This is a genomic window from Curtobacterium pusillum (assembly GCF_007673235.1).
Lineage (GTDB): Bacteria > Actinomycetota > Actinomycetes > Actinomycetales > Microbacteriaceae > Curtobacterium > Curtobacterium pusillum_C.
In genome coordinates this window covers 561,657-580,674 of sequence record NZ_VDZH01000001.1, presented here as the reverse complement: position 1 = coordinate 580,674, position 19,018 = coordinate 561,657, and the positions used below count along the sequence as shown (strand labels likewise).

22 protein-coding genes are annotated in these 19,018 nt (G+C 72.1%); 20 read left to right on the top strand and 2 right to left on the bottom strand.

Features of this window, described 5'->3' with window-relative positions; translation table 11 throughout:
* Window position 1 precedes the first annotated feature (1 nt).
* Window positions 2–1,423 carry a flagellar hook-associated protein FlgK gene (gene flgK, locus FS532_RS02690; protein WP_186321879.1) on the bottom strand — a complete coding sequence of 474 codons (1,422 nt, stop codon included), beginning with the start codon at window positions 1,421–1,423 and terminating at the stop codon, window positions 2–4.
* 4 nt (window positions 1,424–1,427) lie between these two features.
* Complete coding sequence (locus FS532_RS02685) at window positions 1,428–1,913, bottom strand: flagellar protein FlgN (protein WP_144750055.1); 486 nt, start codon at window positions 1,911–1,913, stop codon at window positions 1,428–1,430.
* Between the two features lie 420 nt (window positions 1,914–2,333).
* On the opposite strand from FS532_RS02685, the gene FS532_RS02680 reads away from it, so the two are divergent.
* From FS532_RS02680 to FS532_RS02585, 20 genes are all read left to right on the top strand, one after another.
* The gene (locus tag FS532_RS02680; protein WP_144750053.1) at window positions 2,334–3,149 is read left to right on the top strand and encodes a sigma-70 family RNA polymerase sigma factor; all 816 of its coding nucleotides are present in this window, start codon (window positions 2,334–2,336) and stop codon (window positions 3,147–3,149) included.
* A 131-nt stretch (window positions 3,150–3,280) separates the two neighbouring features.
* Window positions 3,281–4,138 carry a flagellin N-terminal helical domain-containing protein gene (locus FS532_RS02675; RefSeq protein WP_222121922.1) on the top strand — a complete coding sequence of 286 codons (858 nt, stop codon included), beginning with the start codon at window positions 3,281–3,283 and terminating at the stop codon, window positions 4,136–4,138.
* A gap of 99 nt (window positions 4,139–4,237) precedes the next feature.
* The gene (fliD, locus tag FS532_RS02670) at window positions 4,238–5,635 is read left to right on the top strand and encodes a flagellar filament capping protein FliD (RefSeq protein ID WP_144750051.1); all 1,398 of its coding nucleotides are present in this window, start codon (window positions 4,238–4,240) and stop codon (window positions 5,633–5,635) included.
* Window positions 5,636–5,646: 11 nt separating this feature from the next.
* Complete coding sequence (gene fliS / locus FS532_RS02665) at window positions 5,647–6,123, top strand: flagellar export chaperone FliS (RefSeq protein ID WP_260852528.1); 477 nt, start codon at window positions 5,647–5,649, stop codon at window positions 6,121–6,123.
* Window positions 6,113–6,382 carry a hypothetical protein gene (locus FS532_RS02660; protein WP_144750049.1) on the top strand — a complete coding sequence of 90 codons (270 nt, stop codon included), beginning with the start codon at window positions 6,113–6,115 and terminating at the stop codon, window positions 6,380–6,382. Before fliS ends, FS532_RS02660 begins: the two co-directional genes overlap by 11 nt.
* A gap of 352 nt (window positions 6,383–6,734) precedes the next feature.
* Window positions 6,735–7,079: a flagellar basal body rod protein FlgB gene (locus FS532_RS02655; RefSeq protein WP_144750047.1), complete on the top strand. Its 345-nt coding sequence runs from the start codon at window positions 6,735–6,737 to the stop codon at window positions 7,077–7,079.
* Entirely contained in the window at window positions 7,076–7,471 is a 396-nt protein-coding gene (locus tag FS532_RS02650; protein WP_092096696.1) for a flagellar basal body rod protein FlgC, read from the top strand. Before FS532_RS02655 ends, FS532_RS02650 begins: the two co-directional genes overlap by 4 nt.
* Window positions 7,471–7,806, top strand: a complete 336-nt coding sequence (gene fliE / locus FS532_RS02645) for a flagellar hook-basal body complex protein FliE (RefSeq protein ID WP_144750045.1) — start codon at window positions 7,471–7,473, stop codon at window positions 7,804–7,806. Before FS532_RS02650 ends, fliE begins: the two co-directional genes overlap by 1 nt.
* Entirely contained in the window at window positions 7,806–9,476 is a 1,671-nt protein-coding gene (fliF, locus tag FS532_RS02640) for a flagellar basal-body MS-ring/collar protein FliF (RefSeq protein ID WP_144750043.1), read from the top strand. The genes fliE and fliF overlap by 1 nt, the downstream gene beginning before the upstream one ends.
* Window positions 9,473–10,528, top strand: coding sequence for a flagellar motor switch protein FliG (fliG, locus tag FS532_RS02635; RefSeq protein ID WP_144750041.1), 1,056 nt, complete (start codon window positions 9,473–9,475; stop codon window positions 10,526–10,528). Before fliF ends, fliG begins: the two co-directional genes overlap by 4 nt.
* On the top strand, window positions 10,521–11,180 hold the full coding sequence (locus FS532_RS02630) for a hypothetical protein (RefSeq protein ID WP_144750039.1): 660 nt from the start codon (window positions 10,521–10,523) through the stop codon (window positions 11,178–11,180). The genes fliG and FS532_RS02630 overlap by 8 nt, the downstream gene beginning before the upstream one ends.
* A complete protein-coding gene (locus tag FS532_RS02625) occupies window positions 11,177–12,532 on the top strand; it encodes a FliI/YscN family ATPase (RefSeq protein WP_144750037.1) in 1,356 nt (451 codons plus the stop codon). The genes FS532_RS02630 and FS532_RS02625 overlap by 4 nt, the downstream gene beginning before the upstream one ends.
* Window positions 12,532–12,963 carry a flagellar export protein FliJ gene (locus tag FS532_RS02620; RefSeq protein WP_097179251.1) on the top strand — a complete coding sequence of 144 codons (432 nt, stop codon included), beginning with the start codon at window positions 12,532–12,534 and terminating at the stop codon, window positions 12,961–12,963. Before FS532_RS02625 ends, FS532_RS02620 begins: the two co-directional genes overlap by 1 nt.
* Window positions 12,960–13,658: a C40 family peptidase gene (locus tag FS532_RS02615; protein ID WP_144750035.1), complete on the top strand. Its 699-nt coding sequence runs from the start codon at window positions 12,960–12,962 to the stop codon at window positions 13,656–13,658. Before FS532_RS02620 ends, FS532_RS02615 begins: the two co-directional genes overlap by 4 nt.
* Window positions 13,655–15,070 (top strand): flagellar hook-length control protein FliK, encoded by a 1,416-nt coding sequence (locus tag FS532_RS02610; RefSeq protein ID WP_144750033.1) that lies wholly within the window; start codon window positions 13,655–13,657, stop codon window positions 15,068–15,070. The genes FS532_RS02615 and FS532_RS02610 overlap by 4 nt, the downstream gene beginning before the upstream one ends.
* A gap of 40 nt (window positions 15,071–15,110) precedes the next feature.
* Window positions 15,111–15,554, top strand: a complete 444-nt coding sequence (locus FS532_RS02605) for a flagellar hook assembly protein FlgD (protein WP_144750032.1) — start codon at window positions 15,111–15,113, stop codon at window positions 15,552–15,554.
* Window positions 15,555–15,592: 38 nt separating this feature from the next.
* Window positions 15,593–16,768, top strand: a complete 1,176-nt coding sequence (locus FS532_RS02600; protein WP_144750030.1) for a flagellar hook protein FlgE — start codon at window positions 15,593–15,595, stop codon at window positions 16,766–16,768.
* 148 nt (window positions 16,769–16,916) lie between these two features.
* On the top strand, window positions 16,917–17,453 hold the full coding sequence (locus FS532_RS02595; protein WP_144750029.1) for a DoxX family protein: 537 nt from the start codon (window positions 16,917–16,919) through the stop codon (window positions 17,451–17,453).
* 77 nt (window positions 17,454–17,530) lie between these two features.
* Window positions 17,531–17,878: an ArsR/SmtB family transcription factor gene (locus tag FS532_RS02590; RefSeq protein ID WP_260852527.1), complete on the top strand. Its 348-nt coding sequence runs from the start codon at window positions 17,531–17,533 to the stop codon at window positions 17,876–17,878.
* Entirely contained in the window at window positions 17,875–18,918 is a 1,044-nt protein-coding gene (locus FS532_RS02585; RefSeq protein ID WP_260852526.1) for a DMT family transporter, read from the top strand. Before FS532_RS02590 ends, FS532_RS02585 begins: the two co-directional genes overlap by 4 nt.
* Window positions 18,919–19,018 lie beyond the last annotated feature (100 nt).

Genomic DNA, 19,018 nt, shown 5'->3' with positions numbered 1-19,018 from the left:
GTCAGCCCCTCCCGACGATGCCGGTGCGGTTGATGATGGTGTCGAGCATCTCGTCGACGGCGGTCAGGACGCGCGCGGCGCCCTGGTACGCGTGCTGGTAGCTCAGCAGGTTCACGTTCTCCTCGTCGAGGTCCACACCGGCGCTCGACTGCTGCTGCGTGCGCGCGTTGGTCAGGGCGAGTCCGGTGAGCGTCGATTCCGACGAGGCCGACCGGGAGGCAGTGCCCACCCCCGCCACGAAGGTCGCCCAGGAGCGGTCAGCGCCGTCGGACGCCGTGCCGAGTCGCGAGAGCGCGTCGGCGAACGAGTCGTCGAGTTCCCCCGCCGCGTTCCGCGTCGCCAGTCCGCTGCCGTCGGTCGGGACGACGCCGAGGCCCTGGGCGGCCGGCACGCCGGCAGCGAGCGAGAAGAACGGGCTGCCCGTCGCCCCGGTCGGGGTCGTCCCGGTGGCGTGCACGGCGTTGACCGCGGTGGCGAGCTTCGTCGCGACCTGGTCGTACGACGCCGAGGCCTCGGCCAGGGCACCGCCGGTCCCGTTCGCGGTGACGGGTGCGAGGAGCGAGAGGTTCCCGCCGATCGAGCCGCCGGACAGGGACACCGCGCCGGCCGTCCCCGAGGTCCAGGTCAGGGTCACGGCGGCTCCGTCGGCCAGTCGCTGTCCGCCGCCGAGGGCGACCGAGCGGGCGTCGGTGCCCTGGACGATGGCGTTGCCGCCGATCAGCACGTCGACCGTGCCGTCGGAGTTCTGGCGCACGGTGCCCCCGGCGAGGGACGCGATCTGCTCGGTGAGCTGGTCGCGCTGGTCCAGCAGCTCGTTGGCGTTGCCTCCCGAGGCGAGGGCGGTGCGGATCCGTCCGTTCAGGTCGGCGACCTGCGAGGCGGCGCTGTTGAGCTGCTGCACCTGGCCGTCCACGGTCCCGCGGACGGTGGACCACTGCGCGTCGATCGCCTTGGAGCCGCTCGCGAGCGCACTCGCGACGGTCTTCGCGGCGCCGATGACCGCGCTGGCGGCACCCGGGTCGTCGGGGTGGGTGGACAGCTCGCTCCACGACGACCAGAAGGCGTCGAGCTTGCTGGCGAGGCCGTCGTCACCGGGCTCGTTCAGCCCGTTCTCGAGCGCCGACAGTGCCGCAGCGCGGGCGTCGGCGTAGGCCGAGGACCCGGAGGCCACCCGGACGCCGGCGTCGAGCGTCAGGGAGGCGAGGCGGGCGATGCCGTCGACCGAGACCCCCTGCCCGGCGAGGGCGGCGGTTCCTCGCACGAAGCCGGTCTGCGCGGCGGGGATCGACGACTGGGAGACGCGCTGGCGCGTGTACCCGGCGGTACCGGCGTTGGCGATGTTCTGCCCGGTGACGTCGATGCCGGCGCGGGCCGCCGCGAGGCCGGAGTAGGCGGTGGCGAGGGATCCGAAGGTGCTCACCACGGCGCTACAGGGTCCCCTCGAAGAGCCGCGCGCCGTCGGAGCCGGCACCCGAGGCACCAGAGGCGTCGTACGTGGCGGCGCCCGTGACGGATCCGGCGAGGGTCTCCTCGGTCGCCTGTGCGGCGGCCCGGAGGAAGCGGTCGTTCTCGTCGCGGAGGGAGCCGATCTGGGTGGTCAGCTCGACCATGGCGGTGAGGTGCGCGGCGAGGATCTCGCCCCAGGGGCCGTTCGGGGCTGCGGCGACGACCTCGCGCAGGGGTGCGTCGGTGGGGACACCCCACTCCTCGGCGACCTCGGCGCTCGACGCTGCGCGCTCGAGCCCGGTGCTGCGGAGGCGCTCGAGGACCTGTTCGACCTCGCGGCTGGCGTGCGAGACCCAGCGGGAGCGTCCGGCCGCGAGGAGCAGCTGTTCCTCCTCGAGCTTGAAGGTGAGCAGCTCGAGCAGTTCGCGTTCGCGCCAGAGCACGGCGGACAGTTCGTTCACGCTCATCGTCTCCTCCCGGTGGGGTGTGTCGGTCATCCTGCGGACACCGGGACCTATCGGGTCGCCGGTCGCGGACGTAAGCGCCGCTCTGGCGACTGCGTCTGCCGGACACGAGCCGCGCCTCCAGGAATTCACCCCGAGCGGGGGACAAGAACGCCCGTTCCCCACCCGGTGTCCCCCCAAATGCCGACCGGGAAAACACCCTCTCACCCCCGCATTGGGGACGGTTGTGCACCCGTACAGGGCTTTGCCAGCCGATACATTCGAACCGCACGGCGGGGGACACCCGCACCGCGTCGCAGGGGCGCGGACGTGCACCACCCGGAAGGAACCGGGTGGGTCTTCGGCGTACGCACCGGCCATCCGAGGCCGGTGTCCGCCGCGCCCAGGGACGGGTCAGTCACGTCAGTCGACCAGGGGATCAGCATGGACCGGAACGACCGCAACGCGATGATCGTGGAGCACCTCCCGCTCGTGGGCTACATCGTCGCCGACGTCCGAGCGCGTGCCACCCACCTCGACCGTGACGACCTCGCCGCCGTCGGTTCGCTCGCACTCGTCGCTGCGGCCGAGGCCTTCGACCCCGACCTCGGCGTCCCGTTCGGCGCCTACGCCCGGACCCGGATCACGGGCGCGATCGCCGACGACATGCGCTCGGCCGACTGGGCGTCCCGCGGCACGCGGAAGCGCATCCGGGAGACCCTCGCCACGCAGGAGGCCCTCTCCGCGCGCCTCGGCCGGAGCGTCGGCGTGCAGGAGATCGCCGACGCCATGGGTGTGGACCGGCAGACCGCCTCCGACGCGATGAGCGATGCCGCCCGCACCGTGACCCCGATCGACGAGACGGTGCACGACACCCTGGCCGCCGACCTGCCGCTGCCGGGCGAGGACCTGCTCGAGGCGGAGAAGCGTCGCTACCTCCGCGCCGCCGTCGAGGCGCTGCCGGATCGGATGCGCTACGTGGTCGAGAACGTCTACTTCGGCGACCGCTCCGTGACCGAGGTCGCCGCCGAGCTCGGCATCACGCACTCCGCCGTCTCCCAGCAGCGCTCCGAGGCGATGCGCCTGCTCCGCGACGGACTCGCTGCGCACTACGGCGACGGAGGGGCCGCTGCCGAGCCCGCCTCGCGCACCACGGCCGCGCGCCGGAGCGCCTACCTGGCACGGGTCGCCACGAACGCCGCCGCCGGTGTCGCCCGCGCCGTGCACGACGCCACCACTCCGGTCGTGGCGGCGAGCTGAGACGTCGACGAGGCGATCTCACCGGAAAACCTCGTCGATCCCCTAACGGCTCCGGCCGACCGGCCGAGAGTCACCCATGTCAGCCCACGGACGGGCAGACGCAAGACCCAGATTTCACGGAGGAAACCACCATGGGTATGTCCATCAACACCAACCTCTCGGCACTCAACACGTACCGGAACCTCAACGCGACGCAGAACGACCTGTCGAAGTCCCTCGAGAAGCTCTCGTCGGGTCTCCGCATCAACCGTGCTGCCGACGACGCGGCCGGTCTGTCGATCTCCGAGGGGCTGAAGTCCCAGGTCGGTGGCCTCACGGTCGCCGCCCGCAACGCGCAGGACGGCATCTCCGTCGTGCAGACCGCTGAAGGTGGCCTCACCGAGACCCACTCGATCCTCCAGCGCATGCGCGACCTGGCCGTCCAGGCCGGCAACGACTCGAACAACGGCGACTCGCGGACCGCGATCGACACCGAGGTCGGCCAGCTCCAGAAGGAGCTGACCCGCATCTCGGAGTCGACCAACTTCAACGGCATCAACCTGCTCGACGGCTCCGCCAACACCAACACCGGCAAGCTGACGTTCCAGGTCGGCGCCAACGCGGGTACGTCGAGCCAGATCGAGGTCGACCTCAGCGGCGCCAACGTGAAGGACGTCGCCGACGCCCTCACGACCGGCACCGGTGGGAAGATCGCGTTCGACACCGCGGCGAACGCGCAGCTCGCGATCACCGCGATCGACGACCAGATCAAGGCCGTCTCGACCGCTCGTTCGACCCTCGGTGCCGTCCAGAACCGGTTCGACCACGCCATCAACGTGACGAACGTGGCGAAGGAGAACCTCACCGCAGCCGGTTCGCGCATCACCGACGTCGACATGGCGCAGGAGATGGTCAAGTACACGCGCGACAACATCCTCAGCCAGGCCGGCACGTCGATGCTCGCGCAGGCGAACCAGAGCACGCAGGGCGTGCTCTCGCTCCTGCGCTAGCACCCCTGACGTCGCTGCCCGGGACCGTTCAGGCGTCCCGGGCGGCGGCGTCGCCCGCACCCGACCACCACCACCACCTCCGACGGCAAGGAGCCCTCGATGTCCTCCGTGTCATCGGCCAGCAGCCTCGCGATCGACGGCCTCGTCAGCGGTCTCAAGACGACCGACCTCATCAACTCGCTGATGAGTGTCGAAGGCGTCCCGCAGACGCTGCTGAAGAACAAGCTCACCAGCACGAACTCGTTCATCTCGTCACTGCAGACGATCAACAGCCTCGTGCAGACCCTCGCCACGAAGGCCGCTGCCGCCGGGAAGGCGACGTCGCTCGACGTCTTCACCGCCACGAGCTCGTCGGCCGCGGTCACCGCGGTGACCGGCGCGAACGCGACCGCCGGCTCGATCACGTTCTCGGTCGGCTCGACCGCCTCCGCCCAGGTCGGCGTCACCGCGGCGACGTCCGCGTGGTCCGCCTCGGCGGAACCGCTCACCCTCGTCGGGTCCGACGGCAAGCAGACGACCGTCACGCCCGCGTCGGGGTCGCTCGACGACACGGTGTCCGCGATCAACAAGGCGGGGGCGGGCATCACCGCGACGAAGGTCGCCGCGGGGACCGACACCGACGGCACGAAGCTCTACCGCCTCCAGCTGACGTCCGCGAAGACCGGCGCGGCCGGTGCGTTCCAGGTGTACCGGGGGACCGGTGCCGAGGTGACCGCCGGCTCCGCCACGAACGTCCTGACCGAGACCGGAGCGGCCGTCGTGACGCAGGCGAAGGACGCCAGCGTCACGCTCTGGGCCGGCACCGCCGCCGAGCAGGTCGTCACGAGCGCGACGAACACCTTCACCGACCTCGTGCCCGGCCTCACCGTCACGGTGACGAAGCCGACCACCGAGTCCGTCACCGTCGGCGTCGCACAGGACACCACCAAGGCCCAGGCCGTCGCGTCCGGCCTCGTCGACGCGATGAACGCGGTCACGGCGTACTACGGCTCGAACACCGCGGTCACGAGCACCACCAGCCCGACGAACGGGACCACGACGACGACCGCCGGGGTGCTCTCCGGCGACGGGACCACCCGGGACGTCGTGCAGCGCCTGACCAGCACGATGTCCGCACCGGTGGGCGGCAAGTCGCCGTCGTCGATCGGCATCGTGATCACGAAGGACGGCGACTTCACGTTCGACGCCGACGTCTTCCAGAAGGCACTCGCAACAGACCCCCAGGGCACCCAGGCGATGCTCTCCGGCGTGGCGGCGAACGTCGGCGCGGCGGCCACCGCGGCCTCGGACAAGTACGACGGCTCGATCACCACGAGCATCACCGGCCGGCAGGCGGTTGCGAAGGACCTCACCACCCAGATCGACAGCTGGACCGACCGGCTCACCGCACGCCGCGCCTCGTTGCAGACGCTGTACTCGTCGCTCGAGACCAGCCTGAGCAAACTCCAGTCCCAGTCGAGCTGGCTCGCCAGCCAGCTCGCCTCGACGTCGAGCTGACGGGAACGACCATGAACGCCTTCGACCTCCAGGCCGCCGCCTTCCGACAGGCCGCCCAGCCACGCAGCGTGACCGACCAGCGGCGCGCGCAGTACACGAACGAGGCCGTGCTCTCCGCGACGCCCGCGCAGCTCGTCACGATGCTCTACGACCGGCTGCTCCTCGACCTGCACCGTGCCGAGGCCGCCCAGACGACCGCGGACTGGGAGGCTGCCCGCGAGCAGCTCCTGCACGCCCAGGCCATCGTCGGCGAGCTGTCGTCCACCCTGAGGATCGACGTGTGGGACGGCGGCGAGGGACTGCTCGCGATCTACAACTACGCGTCCACCTCGCTCATCACGGCGAACGTGCACCGGGACGTGCAGGCCACCCGCGACTGCATCCGGATCCTCGAGCCGCTCCGGCAGTCCTGGCACGAGGCCGCTGCGTCGCTGCCCGCTGCCTCGGCGGCCCAGCACCCCTCGGGCGGAGCGCTCGGTGTCGCGTGACGCGTGGGAGGCGGCACTCGCCACCCTGGAACAGGACCTGACCGGCGACACCGACACCGTGTGGTCGGAGCCGACCGGGCTGGGACCGGTCCCGCGCGACCTGGTGGGTCGTGCCTCCAGGCTGCTCGCCGCGCAGCGGGACCGCATCGCGGTCCTGGACGCCGAGCGCCGTTCGACCGCCGGACACCTCGGGGCGTTGCGGTCGGTCGCGGAGACGCGGGAACCGCGCGGCTCGGTGTACCTCGACGCGTCCGCCTGACGCGCCGGCCGGTGCGGCTGCGGACTCGGAACGACAACGCGGACGTCGTACGACGTCGGACCTGTCGCAGTGCGGCGCGTGCAACCGTCCGCGTCCGCAACGAGCGACTCCGCCGGTGTCGTACGACATCGACGTTGTCGCACTGAGTCGGCCCCGACCGCCCCGCCCGCCCCGCTCCGCCCGGCCCCGCCGACCCCACCCCGCCCCCCGTTCGGGGCGAGCCCTAACGCGCCCCAGGGCCCGGCCGACAGCGCCACCTGAGCACGGATCGCTCACCAGTTCGGCCACGGATCGGCCACCGCCATCAGGCGACGTCACCAGGGGACGTCGTCAGCGAGGGGACGGTCCACCAGTGTTCGATTCCGTGACGAGCGTCGCACTGCAGAGTGCGCTCGACGGCCTGTCGATGCGGCAGAAGGTCATCGCGAACAACATCGCGAACATCAACACGCCGAACTACCACGCCGAGAAGGTCCAGTTCGAGGACGCCCTGGCGAAGTCGATCGTCGACGGCAACGGCGGCACCACCCCGACCGTCGCACGGAGCCTCGAGCCGACGAACACGAACGGGAACAACGTCAACCTCGACGAGGAGACCCTCTCGAACGTCGACACCGTGCTCCGGTACCAGTTCGCCACCCAGGCGATGAACTCCGAGCTCACCAGCGTCCGTGCGGCGATGCGGACGAACTCGTGACGACGTTCGACGCGATCGGCATCGCGAGCACCGGCATGACCGTGCACCGCAAGTGGCTCGACGCGGTGTCGGACAACATCGCCAACGCCAACACGGTGAAGTCGATGGACGACACCGCGTTCCAGGCCCGGTACGTCGAGGTCCAGGAGGGCAACGGCGTCTCCGGCGCCTACGTCAAGGGCGCCGCGTTCGGCAGCGCCGCCGGCCGCGTGACCTACGACCCGGACAACCCGCTCGCGAACGCGGAGGGCTACGTCCGCATGCCGGACATCGACCTCGGCACGCAGATGGCGGACCTCATCATGGCCCAGCGCGGCTACCAGGCGAACGCCGCCGTGGTCGACCGTGCGAAGACCGCCTACGAGGCGGCCCTGCAGATCGGGAAGAACTGATGCCCATCGACGCCGTCAACGGTGTGACCACCAACGCGATGACGAACGCACTGACCAGCGTGTCCGGCACCTCCAGCGACGTCGCCGGCACCGCCGGGGCGAAGAGCACCGACGGCAGCGGGTTCGCCGCCAGCCTCGGCAACGCCGTCGACGGGCTGCAGCAGCTGCAGAGCGACTCGAAGACCCTGGCGCTCAAGGCCGTCACGGGCAACCTCGACGACATCCACGACGCCACGATCGCGGCCACCCGCGCGCAGGTCACCCTCGAGCTCGTCTCCGCCGTCCGCAACAAGGGCGTCGACGCGTTCAACGAGATCATGAGGATGCAGGCCTGATGCCGGTCGCCGTCAAGAACGTCTTCGGACGTCTCGCCGCCTACGTCAAGGGCTTCAGCGCCGCCCAGCGGACGATCGCGATCCTCGTCATCGCGGCGCTCCTGCTCGGCGGCATCGCGCTCGCGAGCTGGCTCGGCAAGGCGTCCTACGCGCCGCTGTTCACGGGCCTCGCGGCAGCCGACGCCAGTTCGATCACGGACCAGCTGCAGACCGACGGCGTGCCGTACCAGCTGACCGACGGCGGCGCGACGATCCTCGTGCCGCAGGCGCAGGTGTACTCGGAGCGGCTCAAGGCCGCGTCGAACGGGCTGCCGTCGTCGAACGAGGGCGGCTACTCGCTGCTCGACAAGATGGGCGTGACGAGCTCCGAGTTCCAGCAGGACGTCACGTACAAGCGGGCGATGGAGGGCGAGCTCGCGAAGACCATCGGCGCGATGGACGGCGTGCAGACCGCGACCGTGCAGCTCGCGATCCCGGAGAAGACCGTGTTCGTCTCCGAGGAGAAGGACCCCACGGCGTCGGTGTTCATCGCGACGAAGAACGGCGCCGAGCTGAGCACCGACCAGGTCCAGGCGATCGTGCACCTGACGAGCGCGGCTGTCGAGGGCATGCAGCCGACCGACGTCTCCGTCGTCGACTCCAAGGGCCAGACGCTCTCCGCCGTGGGCACCGGGGCGACCGGCAGCGGTGCGGACCAGGCGGCGGACTACGACGCGTCGACGAGCAAGAAGGTGCAGGACCTGCTCGACACCACGCTCGGCGTCGGCAACGCAAGCGTCGTGGTCTCCGCCACGATGAACCAGAACTCCGGCACCCGCACGTCGGAGTCGTACACGACGCCGACGACCGGCCCGGTGGCGCTCAACGAGTCGTCGACGACCGAGCAGTACGGCTCCGGATCCGGCGCTGCCGGCAGCGGTGCGACCGGCGTGCTCGGCCCGGACAACATCGCCGTGCCGAACGGCACCGCCAGCAGCGGGACGGGTGACGACGGGTACACCAACGAGTCCGCGACGAAGAACAACGCCGTCGACCACACCACGGAGACGACCCAGTTGCCCGCCGGCGGTCTGTCCCGCCAGACGATCTCCGTCGCGCTGAACTCGAAGGCCACGGCGGTGCAGAACGCGAACCTGCAGAGCATCAACGACCTGGTGTCCGCGGCGGCCGGGGTCGACCAGACCCGCGGTGACCAGGTGCGCGTGGCGATGATGGACTTCGACACGAGCACGGCCGACCGTGCCGCGAAGGCCCTGAAGGAGCAGCAGCAGGCCGACCAGCAGGAAGCGCTGTGGTCGTCGATCCGCACCGCCGGGATCGTCATCGGCGCGCTGCTCGCCGTGATCGCGATCGTCGTCTTCCTCGCTCGTCGCAGCCGGAAGCAGGAGCGCGAGGCGGTCGACCTCGGCGAGCTCGACGCCTTCGCCGGTGACACGTTCCAGCTGCCCCTCGCCGTCGACGGCGCGGACCGGAGCACGCTGCAGGCCGGGGACGCCCCGACCGTGGCGCTGCCGACGATGCCGCACGACGACGCGCCGACCGAGGTCCTCACCACCGAGGAGATCACCGCCGAGCGCCGCCGCCAGGACATCTCCGCCCTGGCCGAGCGCGACCCGAAGCGCACGGCCGAGCTCCTCCGCGGGCTCCTCGACGACCGGGCACCGGTGTGAGCGCGCTGGTGCCGAGCGCCGGTGGCCCGGGCAACGGCGCGAACGAGCGCCCGTTGAGCGGCGCCCAGAAGGTGGCGCTCATCCTCATGCAGATGGAGACCGACCGCGCCGCCGAGGTGATGAAGCAGTTCACCGAGATGGAGGCCGAGGAGATCTCCGCCGAGATCGTCCGGATGCGCCGCGTCGAGGACACCGTCGTCGACCGGACCCTCACCGAGTTCCACCGGATGACCATGAGCGGCCGCATGCAGAAGCGCGGCGGCAAGGAGACCGCGCTCGGACTGCTCGAGGCGTCGTTCGGCGCCGAGCGGGCCGCCGGTGTGATGGACCGGCTGGCGTCGAACCTCGCGGGGCAGTCGTTCGACTTCCTCGACGACGCCGAACCCGGCCAGGTCGTCACCCTGCTCGAGGGTGAGCTGCCGCAGACCATCGCGCTCGTCCTGGCGCACCTCAAGCCGGGCCAGGCGAGCGCCGTCCTGGCGGGCGTTGACGAGCGTGTCCGCACCGACGTGGCGCAGGCGTTCGCGACGATGGGCAGCGCGACCCCGGAGGCCGTCGGCATCGTCGCCGGCGTCCTGCGGCAGCGCGCCGGCGCCGTCGTGTCGCCGCGCGAGAGCGTCGAGGTCGTCGGGGGCATCGCGCCTCTGGTCGACATCATCAACCGCTCCGACGTCGCCACCGAGAAGGCCGTGCTCGACGGGCTCGAGGCGCGCGACCCCGAGCTGGCCGAGGACATCCGCTCCCGGATGCTCACCTTCGAGGACATCGTCAAGCTCGAGTCCCGCGACATCCAGCAGGTCCTGCGCGGCATCGACTCGAAGCTCCTCGCGACCGCCATGAAGGGTGCGGCCGCCCCCGTCGTCGAGACCATCCGCGCCAACGTGTCCGAGCGCAACCGCGAGCTCCTCGACGACGAACTGCAGGCCATGGGCCCGGTCCGGGTGTCGCAGGTCGAGGAGGCCCGCGCCGAGGTCGTCCGCTCCGTGCGCGAACTCGAGGCGCAGGGCGTCATCACCGTTCACCGCGCCGAGGAGGACGAGCTCGTTGACTGACACCGCCGCCACCGTCCAGCGCGTCGCGTTCCCCGTCATCGGGGACGCGGCCGGACGCGACCGCGCCGCCAGCGCCGACGTCCGCGGGCACGCCGCCGGGTACGCCGCCGGCCTCCGCGCCGCGCAGGCCGAGACGGACGCGCTGCGGGTCCGGCTCGAGGCCGAGCACGCCGCGCGCCTCGCGTCGATGCACGCCGACACCGCCCGTCGCATCGCTGTCCTCGACGCCGCGACGAACGCGATGCTGTCGCAGGTGACGCCGGTCCTGGACGCCGCGGAGCAGTCGGTCGCGGCCGCCGCCGTCGACCTGGCCGAAGCCGTCGTCGGGTACGCGATCCGTGCCTCCAGGCCGTCCGACGCGGCGTCCGCCGGACCGGCGGATGCGCACAGCCTGGAGGCGCGGGGTGCGTCCGGCGCCGAGGCGACCGTCCTGCGGGCGCTCGCCTCCATCGACCGCACGGTCGCCGTCGCGGTCCGGCTGAGCGTCGGCGACGCGGCCCGCGTGGCCGACCTGGACCTGCCGGTCCCGGTGGTGGCGGACCCGGCCCTGTCCGACGGCGACGCCGTCGTCGACCTGCCGGACGGGCTGCTCGACGCCCGCATCGCCACCGCGCTCGACCGCGCCCGCACCGCGCTGGGGGTCGCCTCGTGACCGCCACGCTGCAGCGGCCGATCCTCCGCCCCCGTGGGCTCGACGAGGCGCTCCGACAGGCTGCCCCGCAGCGCGTCGGCGTCGTCACGAGCGCCGTCGGGCTGGGGCTCACCGTCGCCGGCCTCGACGCGCGCGTCGGCGAGGTCGTCTCGGTCGGCGCCGAGGGTGCACCGCAGACACTCGTCGAGGTCGTCGCGACCGACGTCGCGGGCGTCCGCTGCATGCCGCTCGGACGGCTCACCGGGGTCACCGCCGGAACACCGGCACGCCCGACCGGCCGCCCCGTGCTCGTGCCGACCGGCGCCGGACTGTTCGGACGGGTGCTCGACGGGCTCGGCCGGCCGATCGACGACGGCGGTCCGCTCGTCGGTGCCTCCGGCGACCCGGTCGCCTGGGTGCCGCTCGACCACGACACGCCGGGCGCCATGGCGCGCACCCGCATCGACGCCCCGATGCAGCTCGGCGTCCGCGTGCTCGACACCCTCACCACCGTCGGCCGCGGGCAGCGCATGGGCCTGTTCGCCGGCTCCGGCGTCGGCAAGTCGTCGCTGCTGTCGATGATCGCCCGGGGGAGCGACGCCGCCGTCAACGTCATCGCGCTCGTCGGGGAGCGCGGCCGCGAGGTGCGCGAGTTCCTCGAGGACGACCTCGGACCCGAGGGCCTCGCCCGCTCGATCGTCGTCGTGTCGACCTCGGACGAGCCCGCGCTCATGCGCCTCCGTGCCGCGTTCGTCGCCACCCGCATCGCCGAGTCGTTCCGCGACGCCGGCCAGGACGTGGTCCTCATGATGGACTCGCTCACCCGCGTCGCGATGGCCCAGCGGGAGATCGGGCTGTCCGTGGGGGAGCCGCCGGCCACCCGGGGCTACCCGCCGTCGACGTTCTCGGTGCTCGCCGGACTGCTCGAGCGTGCCGGGACCGACCGGGTCGGGAGCATCACGGGCCTGTACACGGTGCTCGTCGACGGCGACGACCACAACGAGCCGATCGCCGACGCCGCCCGGAGCATCCTGGACGGCCACGTCGTGCTCGACCGGAAGCTCGCGATCACCGGGCACTTCCCGTCGGTGGACGCGCTCGGGTCGGTGTCGCGCGTGGCCTCGAAGGTCACGACGCCGTCGCAGCGCGGTGCCGCGACGACCCTCCGGAAGGTCATGGCCGCGCGGAAGGCAGCGCAGGACCTGCTCGACGTCGGCGCGTACCAGCCGGGGACGAACCCGCTCGTGGACGCCGCCGTCGACCACCAGGACGCGATCGACGCGTTCCTCCGCCAGGGGATGGACGAGCGCGCGACCGCAGCCGCGTCCTGGCAGCACCTCGGCACGCTCGTGCAGCAGTTGGCGGTGGCCTGATGGCGCGCCGCTTCCCGCTCGCCGGGCTCCTCCGCCTGCGGCACGCCGAACAGGACCGTGCCGCCGCTGCCCTCGCCGCCGCCAACGAGCGGGTGCGCGACGCCGCCGACGCCCGGATCGCCGCGCGCCGGAGCCTCGCCGACGCCGAGGGCTCGCAGCCGATCCAGGACGCCGCGACCCTCAGCGCCGTCGCCGCCGCACGTGCCGCGACCCGGGGCATGCTCGAGGAGCTCGACGCCGTCGTCCGCAGCCGTCGCGCCGATGCCGACCAGGCGCAGGACGACTACAACGGCGCCCGCCGGTCCGCCCTCGGGCTCGAGAAGCTCGAGGTCCAGCACACGGAGCAGCAGACCGCCGAGGAGCTCCGCACCGAACAGAACGCCCTCGACGAGATCGCGGCCCGGAGCCGTGCGGAAGGTGGTGCCCGATGAGCGTGGACGCCGTGCTCTCCCGGATCTCCGAGATCCGGACCCAGATCGACGCCCTGCGCACGGGGACGACCGGCACCGGGACGACCGCCCCGGCGTCGTCGTCGAGTGCCGCGAACTCGACCGCGTTCGCCGACGCGCTCGCGACCGCGACCGGCACGGGGACGACCTCGGCGGCTGCGTCGGGCGCTTCGACCGCGACCTCGGTCGACGCCGGTGCCGGCACCCTCGCGACGGGCAGCGGCGCCAGCGGGGCCGACGTCGTCGCCGACGCGAAGAAGTACCTCGGCGTGCCGTACGTGTTCGGCGGCACCACGACGAGCGGCATGGACTGCTCGGGCCTCGTGCAGACGGTGTTCAAGGACCTCGGGGTCACCATGCCCCGGGTCGTGCCGGACCAGGCGAAGATGGGCGTCGAGGTCGGCTCGCTCGAGGACGCCCAGCCCGGGGACCTCATCATCCCGAAGGGCGAGGGGCACGTCGTCATCTACGTCGGCGACGGCAAGGTCCTGCACGCGCCGCGACCGGGCAAGGACGTCCGGATCGTCGACAACTGGTACAAGGACTCCGACATCGCCACGATCCGGCGCATCGTCCCGGCGCAGGCCTCGGCGACGCCAGCTGTCTCGGGTGCGTCGGGTACCGACCTGCAGACCGCGGCACTGCTGTCGCTGATGAACTCGGGGAGCGCAGCATGAGCATGACGATCGCCACGCCGGGACCGGCACCCGCCGCCGCGACGAAGCCCGCCGCCGGCGCCGCCCAGGGGAGTGCCGACTCGTTCGGTGCCGCCCTGGTCGCCGCCGGGCACGACTCCGGGACCACGCCGGCCGTCGGAGCTGGTCGTGATCGGCCTGCCGGCGGTCGGTCGCACGACGATGCCCAGACCGCCCCGGACGGCGGTGCCGCGGCGCCCACCCCGCTCGTCGACGTCCTCGTCCCGACGACCCCGCTCGTCGCCCCCGTCCTGACCACCGCCGCCGCGCCCGCCGACGCCGTGCCCGCCGACGTCGCGCCTGCCGCCGTCGCGCCGACCGCACCGACCGCTGCTGCGCCGACGACGGCCCTGCCGGCGACCACGACCGTCCCGACGACGGCGGCCCTCCCGACCCCGGACGTCGTGACCGCCCCGGCTGCCGTCGCGGTGCCCGCCGCACCTGCTGGCCCGTCCGAGGCCCTGCCCGCGGCGATCGACACTCCGTCCGCGTCCCCGGCGGCCACTGCGCCGTCAGCGACGACCACCGCGGCGCCCGAGGCGGTCGGCACGCCCGCGCCGACCGCACCGACCCCGGCGCCCCACGCGACGGCGGCCCCGACCCCGACCCCGACGGCAGCTCCCACCCCCGGGTCGACCGTCACGACGGCACCGCCCGCGGCGGCCAGCACCGCGGGCCTCGCCGTGGCGGCACCGACCGGCCCGCGTGCCGACACCACGAGCCCGGCCCCGGTCGTCACGACGACCACCACCGTCACCGCGCCCACCGCGCCCATCGCACCCGCCGCCGAGGCGGGGGGCAGCAGCGCCCAGACCGGCCACGGGTCGGACCGCGGCACGGCCGGCCAGGGCGATCCGGGCCTCCAGGCAGTCACCGCCCCACGCGGAGGCGAGACGCCGTTCGCCGTCCCGACCACGAGCCCGACCGGCGCGCCGGCACCGACGTCCGGCTCGACCACCGCGAACGCGCCCGCGCCGCTCGCGCAGCAGCTGAGCCGCCCGGTGTTCACCCTCGCGCAGGCCGGCCCCGGCGAACACGTGGTCACCGTCCAGGTGACGCCGGACACGCTCGGCCCGGTCACGGTGCGCGCGCACGTCACGACGCACGGCATGCACGTCGAGCTGTTCGCGGCCTCCGACGCGGGGCGCGAGGCGGTGCGGCAGGTCCTGCCGGACCTCCGCCGCGACGCGTCGGGCACCGGCCTGACGACGACCATGGACCTCTCCTCGCAGAACCACCCGGGCGACGCCCCGGGACGCGAGCAGCGTCAGCCCGCCGGGACGCTCCGCCCCGACGTCGGCGACCCCGGCCTGGAGGCACGGCTCAGCCCGCGCGGACCCGGCACCACCCACACGCCCACCGTCCGCACCGCCGGACTCGACGTCCTCGCCTGAGCGACGTTCGCCAGCACAGGCAGAACCGAAGGGAACGACCATGCCGATCGACGGCATCACCGGCAGCGTGGACCAGGCCGCGCAGGCTGCGGCCCTCGCCGCGAACGCCTCCTCGAAGAAGTCGCAGACGATGGACTCCGAGGTGTTCATGAAGCTGCTCGTCACGCAGCTGCAGAACCAGGACCCGTCCTCGCCGATGGACACGAACCAGATGATCAGCCAGCAGACGCAGCTCGCGATGATGGAGCAGATCACGAACCAGACCACGACGGCGAACGAGAACTTCTCGCTCCAGATGCGGATCGCCGCCGCCAACCTCGTCGGGAAGCAGGTCAGCTACACCGACGCCGCGACGGGCACGTCCGTCACCGGGACCGCCTCGGCCGTGTCGTACGCGAACAGCGTGCCCACGGTCACCGTGAACGGCAAGGAGGTCGCACTCGACGTGATCTCCGGCATCACGACCACCGCTCCGGCTTCCTGACCCCTCTTCTCCTTCCTCGTTCTCCGAAAGGACGCACCATGCTCCGCTCGCTCTACTCCGGGATCTCCGGCCTCCGTTCGCACCAGCAGATGCTGGACGTCACGGGCAACAACATCGCCAACGTCAACACGGTCGGCTTCAAGTCGTCGTCGACGGTCTTCCAGGACACCCTGTCGCAGATGACCCAGGGTGCCGGTGGACCGCAGACCGGCATCGGTGGCACGAACCCGGCGCAGATCGGCCTCGGCGTGCAGGTCGCCGGCGTCTCCACGAACTTCGCCCAGGGCTCCGCGCAGGCCACCGGCAAGGCCACCGACCTGATGATCTCGGGCGACGGCTTCTTCGTCACCCGCCTCGGCAACGACACCGTCTACACCCGTGCCGGTGCGTTCGACTTCGACGCCGACGGCCGCCTCGTCACCGCCGACGGCAAGATCGTCCAGGGCTACCCGGCCACGAACGGCGTCGTCAACGAGAACGGTGCACTGTCGGACATCGTCCTGCCGCTCGACGCCGCCGCCCCCGCGGTCCGCACCACGACCGCCGGCGTCACCGGCAACCTGCCGTCCGAGACCGCCGTCGACACGGTGATCACCCGCGACGCGACCGTGTACGACGCGTCCGGCGCGAAGCACACCATGTCGATCGCCTACAAGCGCACCACGACCGGTTGGGACGTCACGGCGACCGACGGTCAGGGCACCCAGGCGACCTCGTCGATCGCCTTCGGTGCGAACGGCGCACTCACCAGCGGCGGGACGCTCGCGGTCGGGGGCATCACCGTCGACATGCGCCAGCTCACCGGCTTCGCGTCGCTCAACACCGCGTCGATCGCGTCGCAGAACGGCCACGAGGCCGGCTCACTGCAGGGCTACTCGATCTCGAAGGACGGCACGGTCGTCGGCAGCTTCTCGAACGGCGCGTCGCTCGCCATCGGCCGCATCGCCCTCGCGACGTTCGCGAACCCGGCCGGCCTGGAGAAGACCGGCGCTTCGGGCTACCGTGCCACCGCGAACTCCGGCAACGCGTCGGTCGGTGCTCCGGGGTCGCCCGGTGTCGGCCAGCTCGCGTCGGGCACGCTCGAGATGTCGAACGTCGACCTGTCGCAGGAGTTCACGAACCTGATCGTGGCGCAGCGCGGCTTCCAGGCGAACGCGCGCATCATCACGACCTCGGACGAGGTGCTGCAGGAGCTGACGAACCTGAAGCGGTAGGTGGAGCGCGTTCGCTGCGCGTTCAGTGAGCAGAAATGGTCGAGTCGGGTGATCCGACTCGACCATTTCTGCTCAGTGGACGGACGGTCGCGGGCATGCGGCACGGTGCGGCGTACCGTCGTCGGCACACCGACCCTCGGAGGACCGCATGAGCTCGCGCACCACCACCGCATCCGTCACCGCCAAGACCCTGCTCCGCATCGCACTCGGAGCCGTCCTCGTGTCGCACGGCTCCCAGAAGCTCTTCGGCGCGTTCGGCGGCGGCGGCATCGAGGGCACCGCGAAGGGCATGGACGCGATGGGGTTCCGCCCCGCGCGTCGGAACGCCGTGCTCGCGGGCGTCGGGGAAGCCGGCTCCGGCGCGGCCCTGGCGCTCGGCCTGGCCACCCCGATCGCGGGCGCCGGAGCCGCGACGACCATGGGCGTGGCGACCAGCGTGCACACCCCGAACGGGTTCTTCAACGCCGACGGCGGCTTCGAGTTCCCGGCGTTCCTCGGGTTCTCCGCGGCGATGTTCGCACTCGGCGGCCCGGGTCCGGTCTCGCTCGACCACGCGACGCGGCACGCGTTCGACCGCCCGTGGCTGCGCGGTCTCGCCCTCGCGGCCGTGCCGGTCGCGATCGCGGTCCAGGTCGCGCAGCGACGCAAGGCGCTCGCGTCCGACGGCGCGGCGAACGAATCGTAGGACGAGGCGGACGGGAGGCACGGTGCCAGCGGGCACCGTGCCTCCCGTCCGCCCGTTCCTTGCGTTAGTATCTGCGTGTGCACGTAGACAAGCAACCATGCGGACTTGATCCGGAGTCGGAGTACGTCGAACTCGCCGTCGAGGTCTTCGCGATGCTCGCGGACGCGACGCGCGTGCGGATCATCCTCGCGCTGCGGAGCGCCGAGGAGATGTCCGTGAACCACCTGGCGGACGTCGTCGACAAGAGCCCGGCGGCGGTCTCGCAGCACCTCGCGAAGCTGCGGCTCGCCCGGATGGTGTCCACGCGGCGCGACGGCACGACGGTGTTCTACCGGCTCACCGACGAGCACGCCTCGGAGCTCGTGATCGACGCGGTGAAACAGGCCGAGCACGTCGTCGGCGCTGCGTCGCACCACCGCTCGTGACGGCGGCGCTCCGGAACCGCGGCGTGCAGGCGGCACTGCTCTCCGCCGTGCTCTTCGGCGCCGGGACCCCCTTCGCGAAGCTCCTGCTCGGGGACGCGAGCCCCTGGATGCTCGCCGGGCTGCTGTACTGCGGGTCTGGTCTCGGCCTGACGCTGCTGCGTGTCGGCCGTCGGGCACCCCGCGTGCGGCTGGCCCGGGCCGATGTCGTGCCCCTCGCGGGGGCGATCGCCGCCGGCGGTGTCGCCGGTCCAGTGTTGCTGATGCTCGGACTGGCGAACATGCCGGCGTCCGGGGCATCGCTGCTCCTGAACGCGGAAGGGGTGCTCACCGCGGCACTCGCGTGGTTCGTGTTCCGGGAGAACTCCGACCGTCGGATCGCCCTCGGGATGGTCGCGATCGTGGCCGGCGCGGTGGTGTTGAGCGTGCCGTCCGGGGCGAACCTCGGCTCGCCCTGGCCGGCGTTGGCGATCCTCGGCGCGTGCCTGTGCTGGGGGCTGGACAACAACCTGACCCGGAAGGTCGCGTTGACCGACGCGACCTGGCTCGCCGCGGTCAAGGGCGTCGTCGCCGGGCCCGTGAACCTCGTCCTCGCGTTCGCACTCGGTGCGACGTTGCCGGCATGGCCCGCAGTGTTCGGAGCGCTCGTCGTCGGGTTCTTCGCGTACGGGGTCAGCCTCGCGCTGTTCATCGTGGCGATGCGGCACGTCGGCACCGCCCGCGCCGGCGCGTACTACTCGATCGCCCCGTTCTTCGGTGCGGTCCTCGCCTTCGCGTTCGGCGACCGGGTCACCTGGCCGTTCCTGGTCGCCGGCGTCCTGATGGCGATCGGCGTGTGGCTGCACCTGACCGAACGGCACGAGCACGAGCACACCCACGAGCCGATGACGCACGACCACTGGCACACCCACGACGAACACCACCAGCACGACCACGACGAACCCGTCCCCGCCGGCACCTGGCACCGGCACGAACACCACCACGAGCGGATCACCCACACGCACGAGCACTACCCGGACGCCCACCACCGGCACATGCACTGACGCGTGAGCGCCCGTGTGCCGTGCGTCCACTGAGCAGAAATGGTCGAGTGGGGTCGTCGAACCCGACCATTCCTGCACACTGAACGCGCGGGGCGGGCTG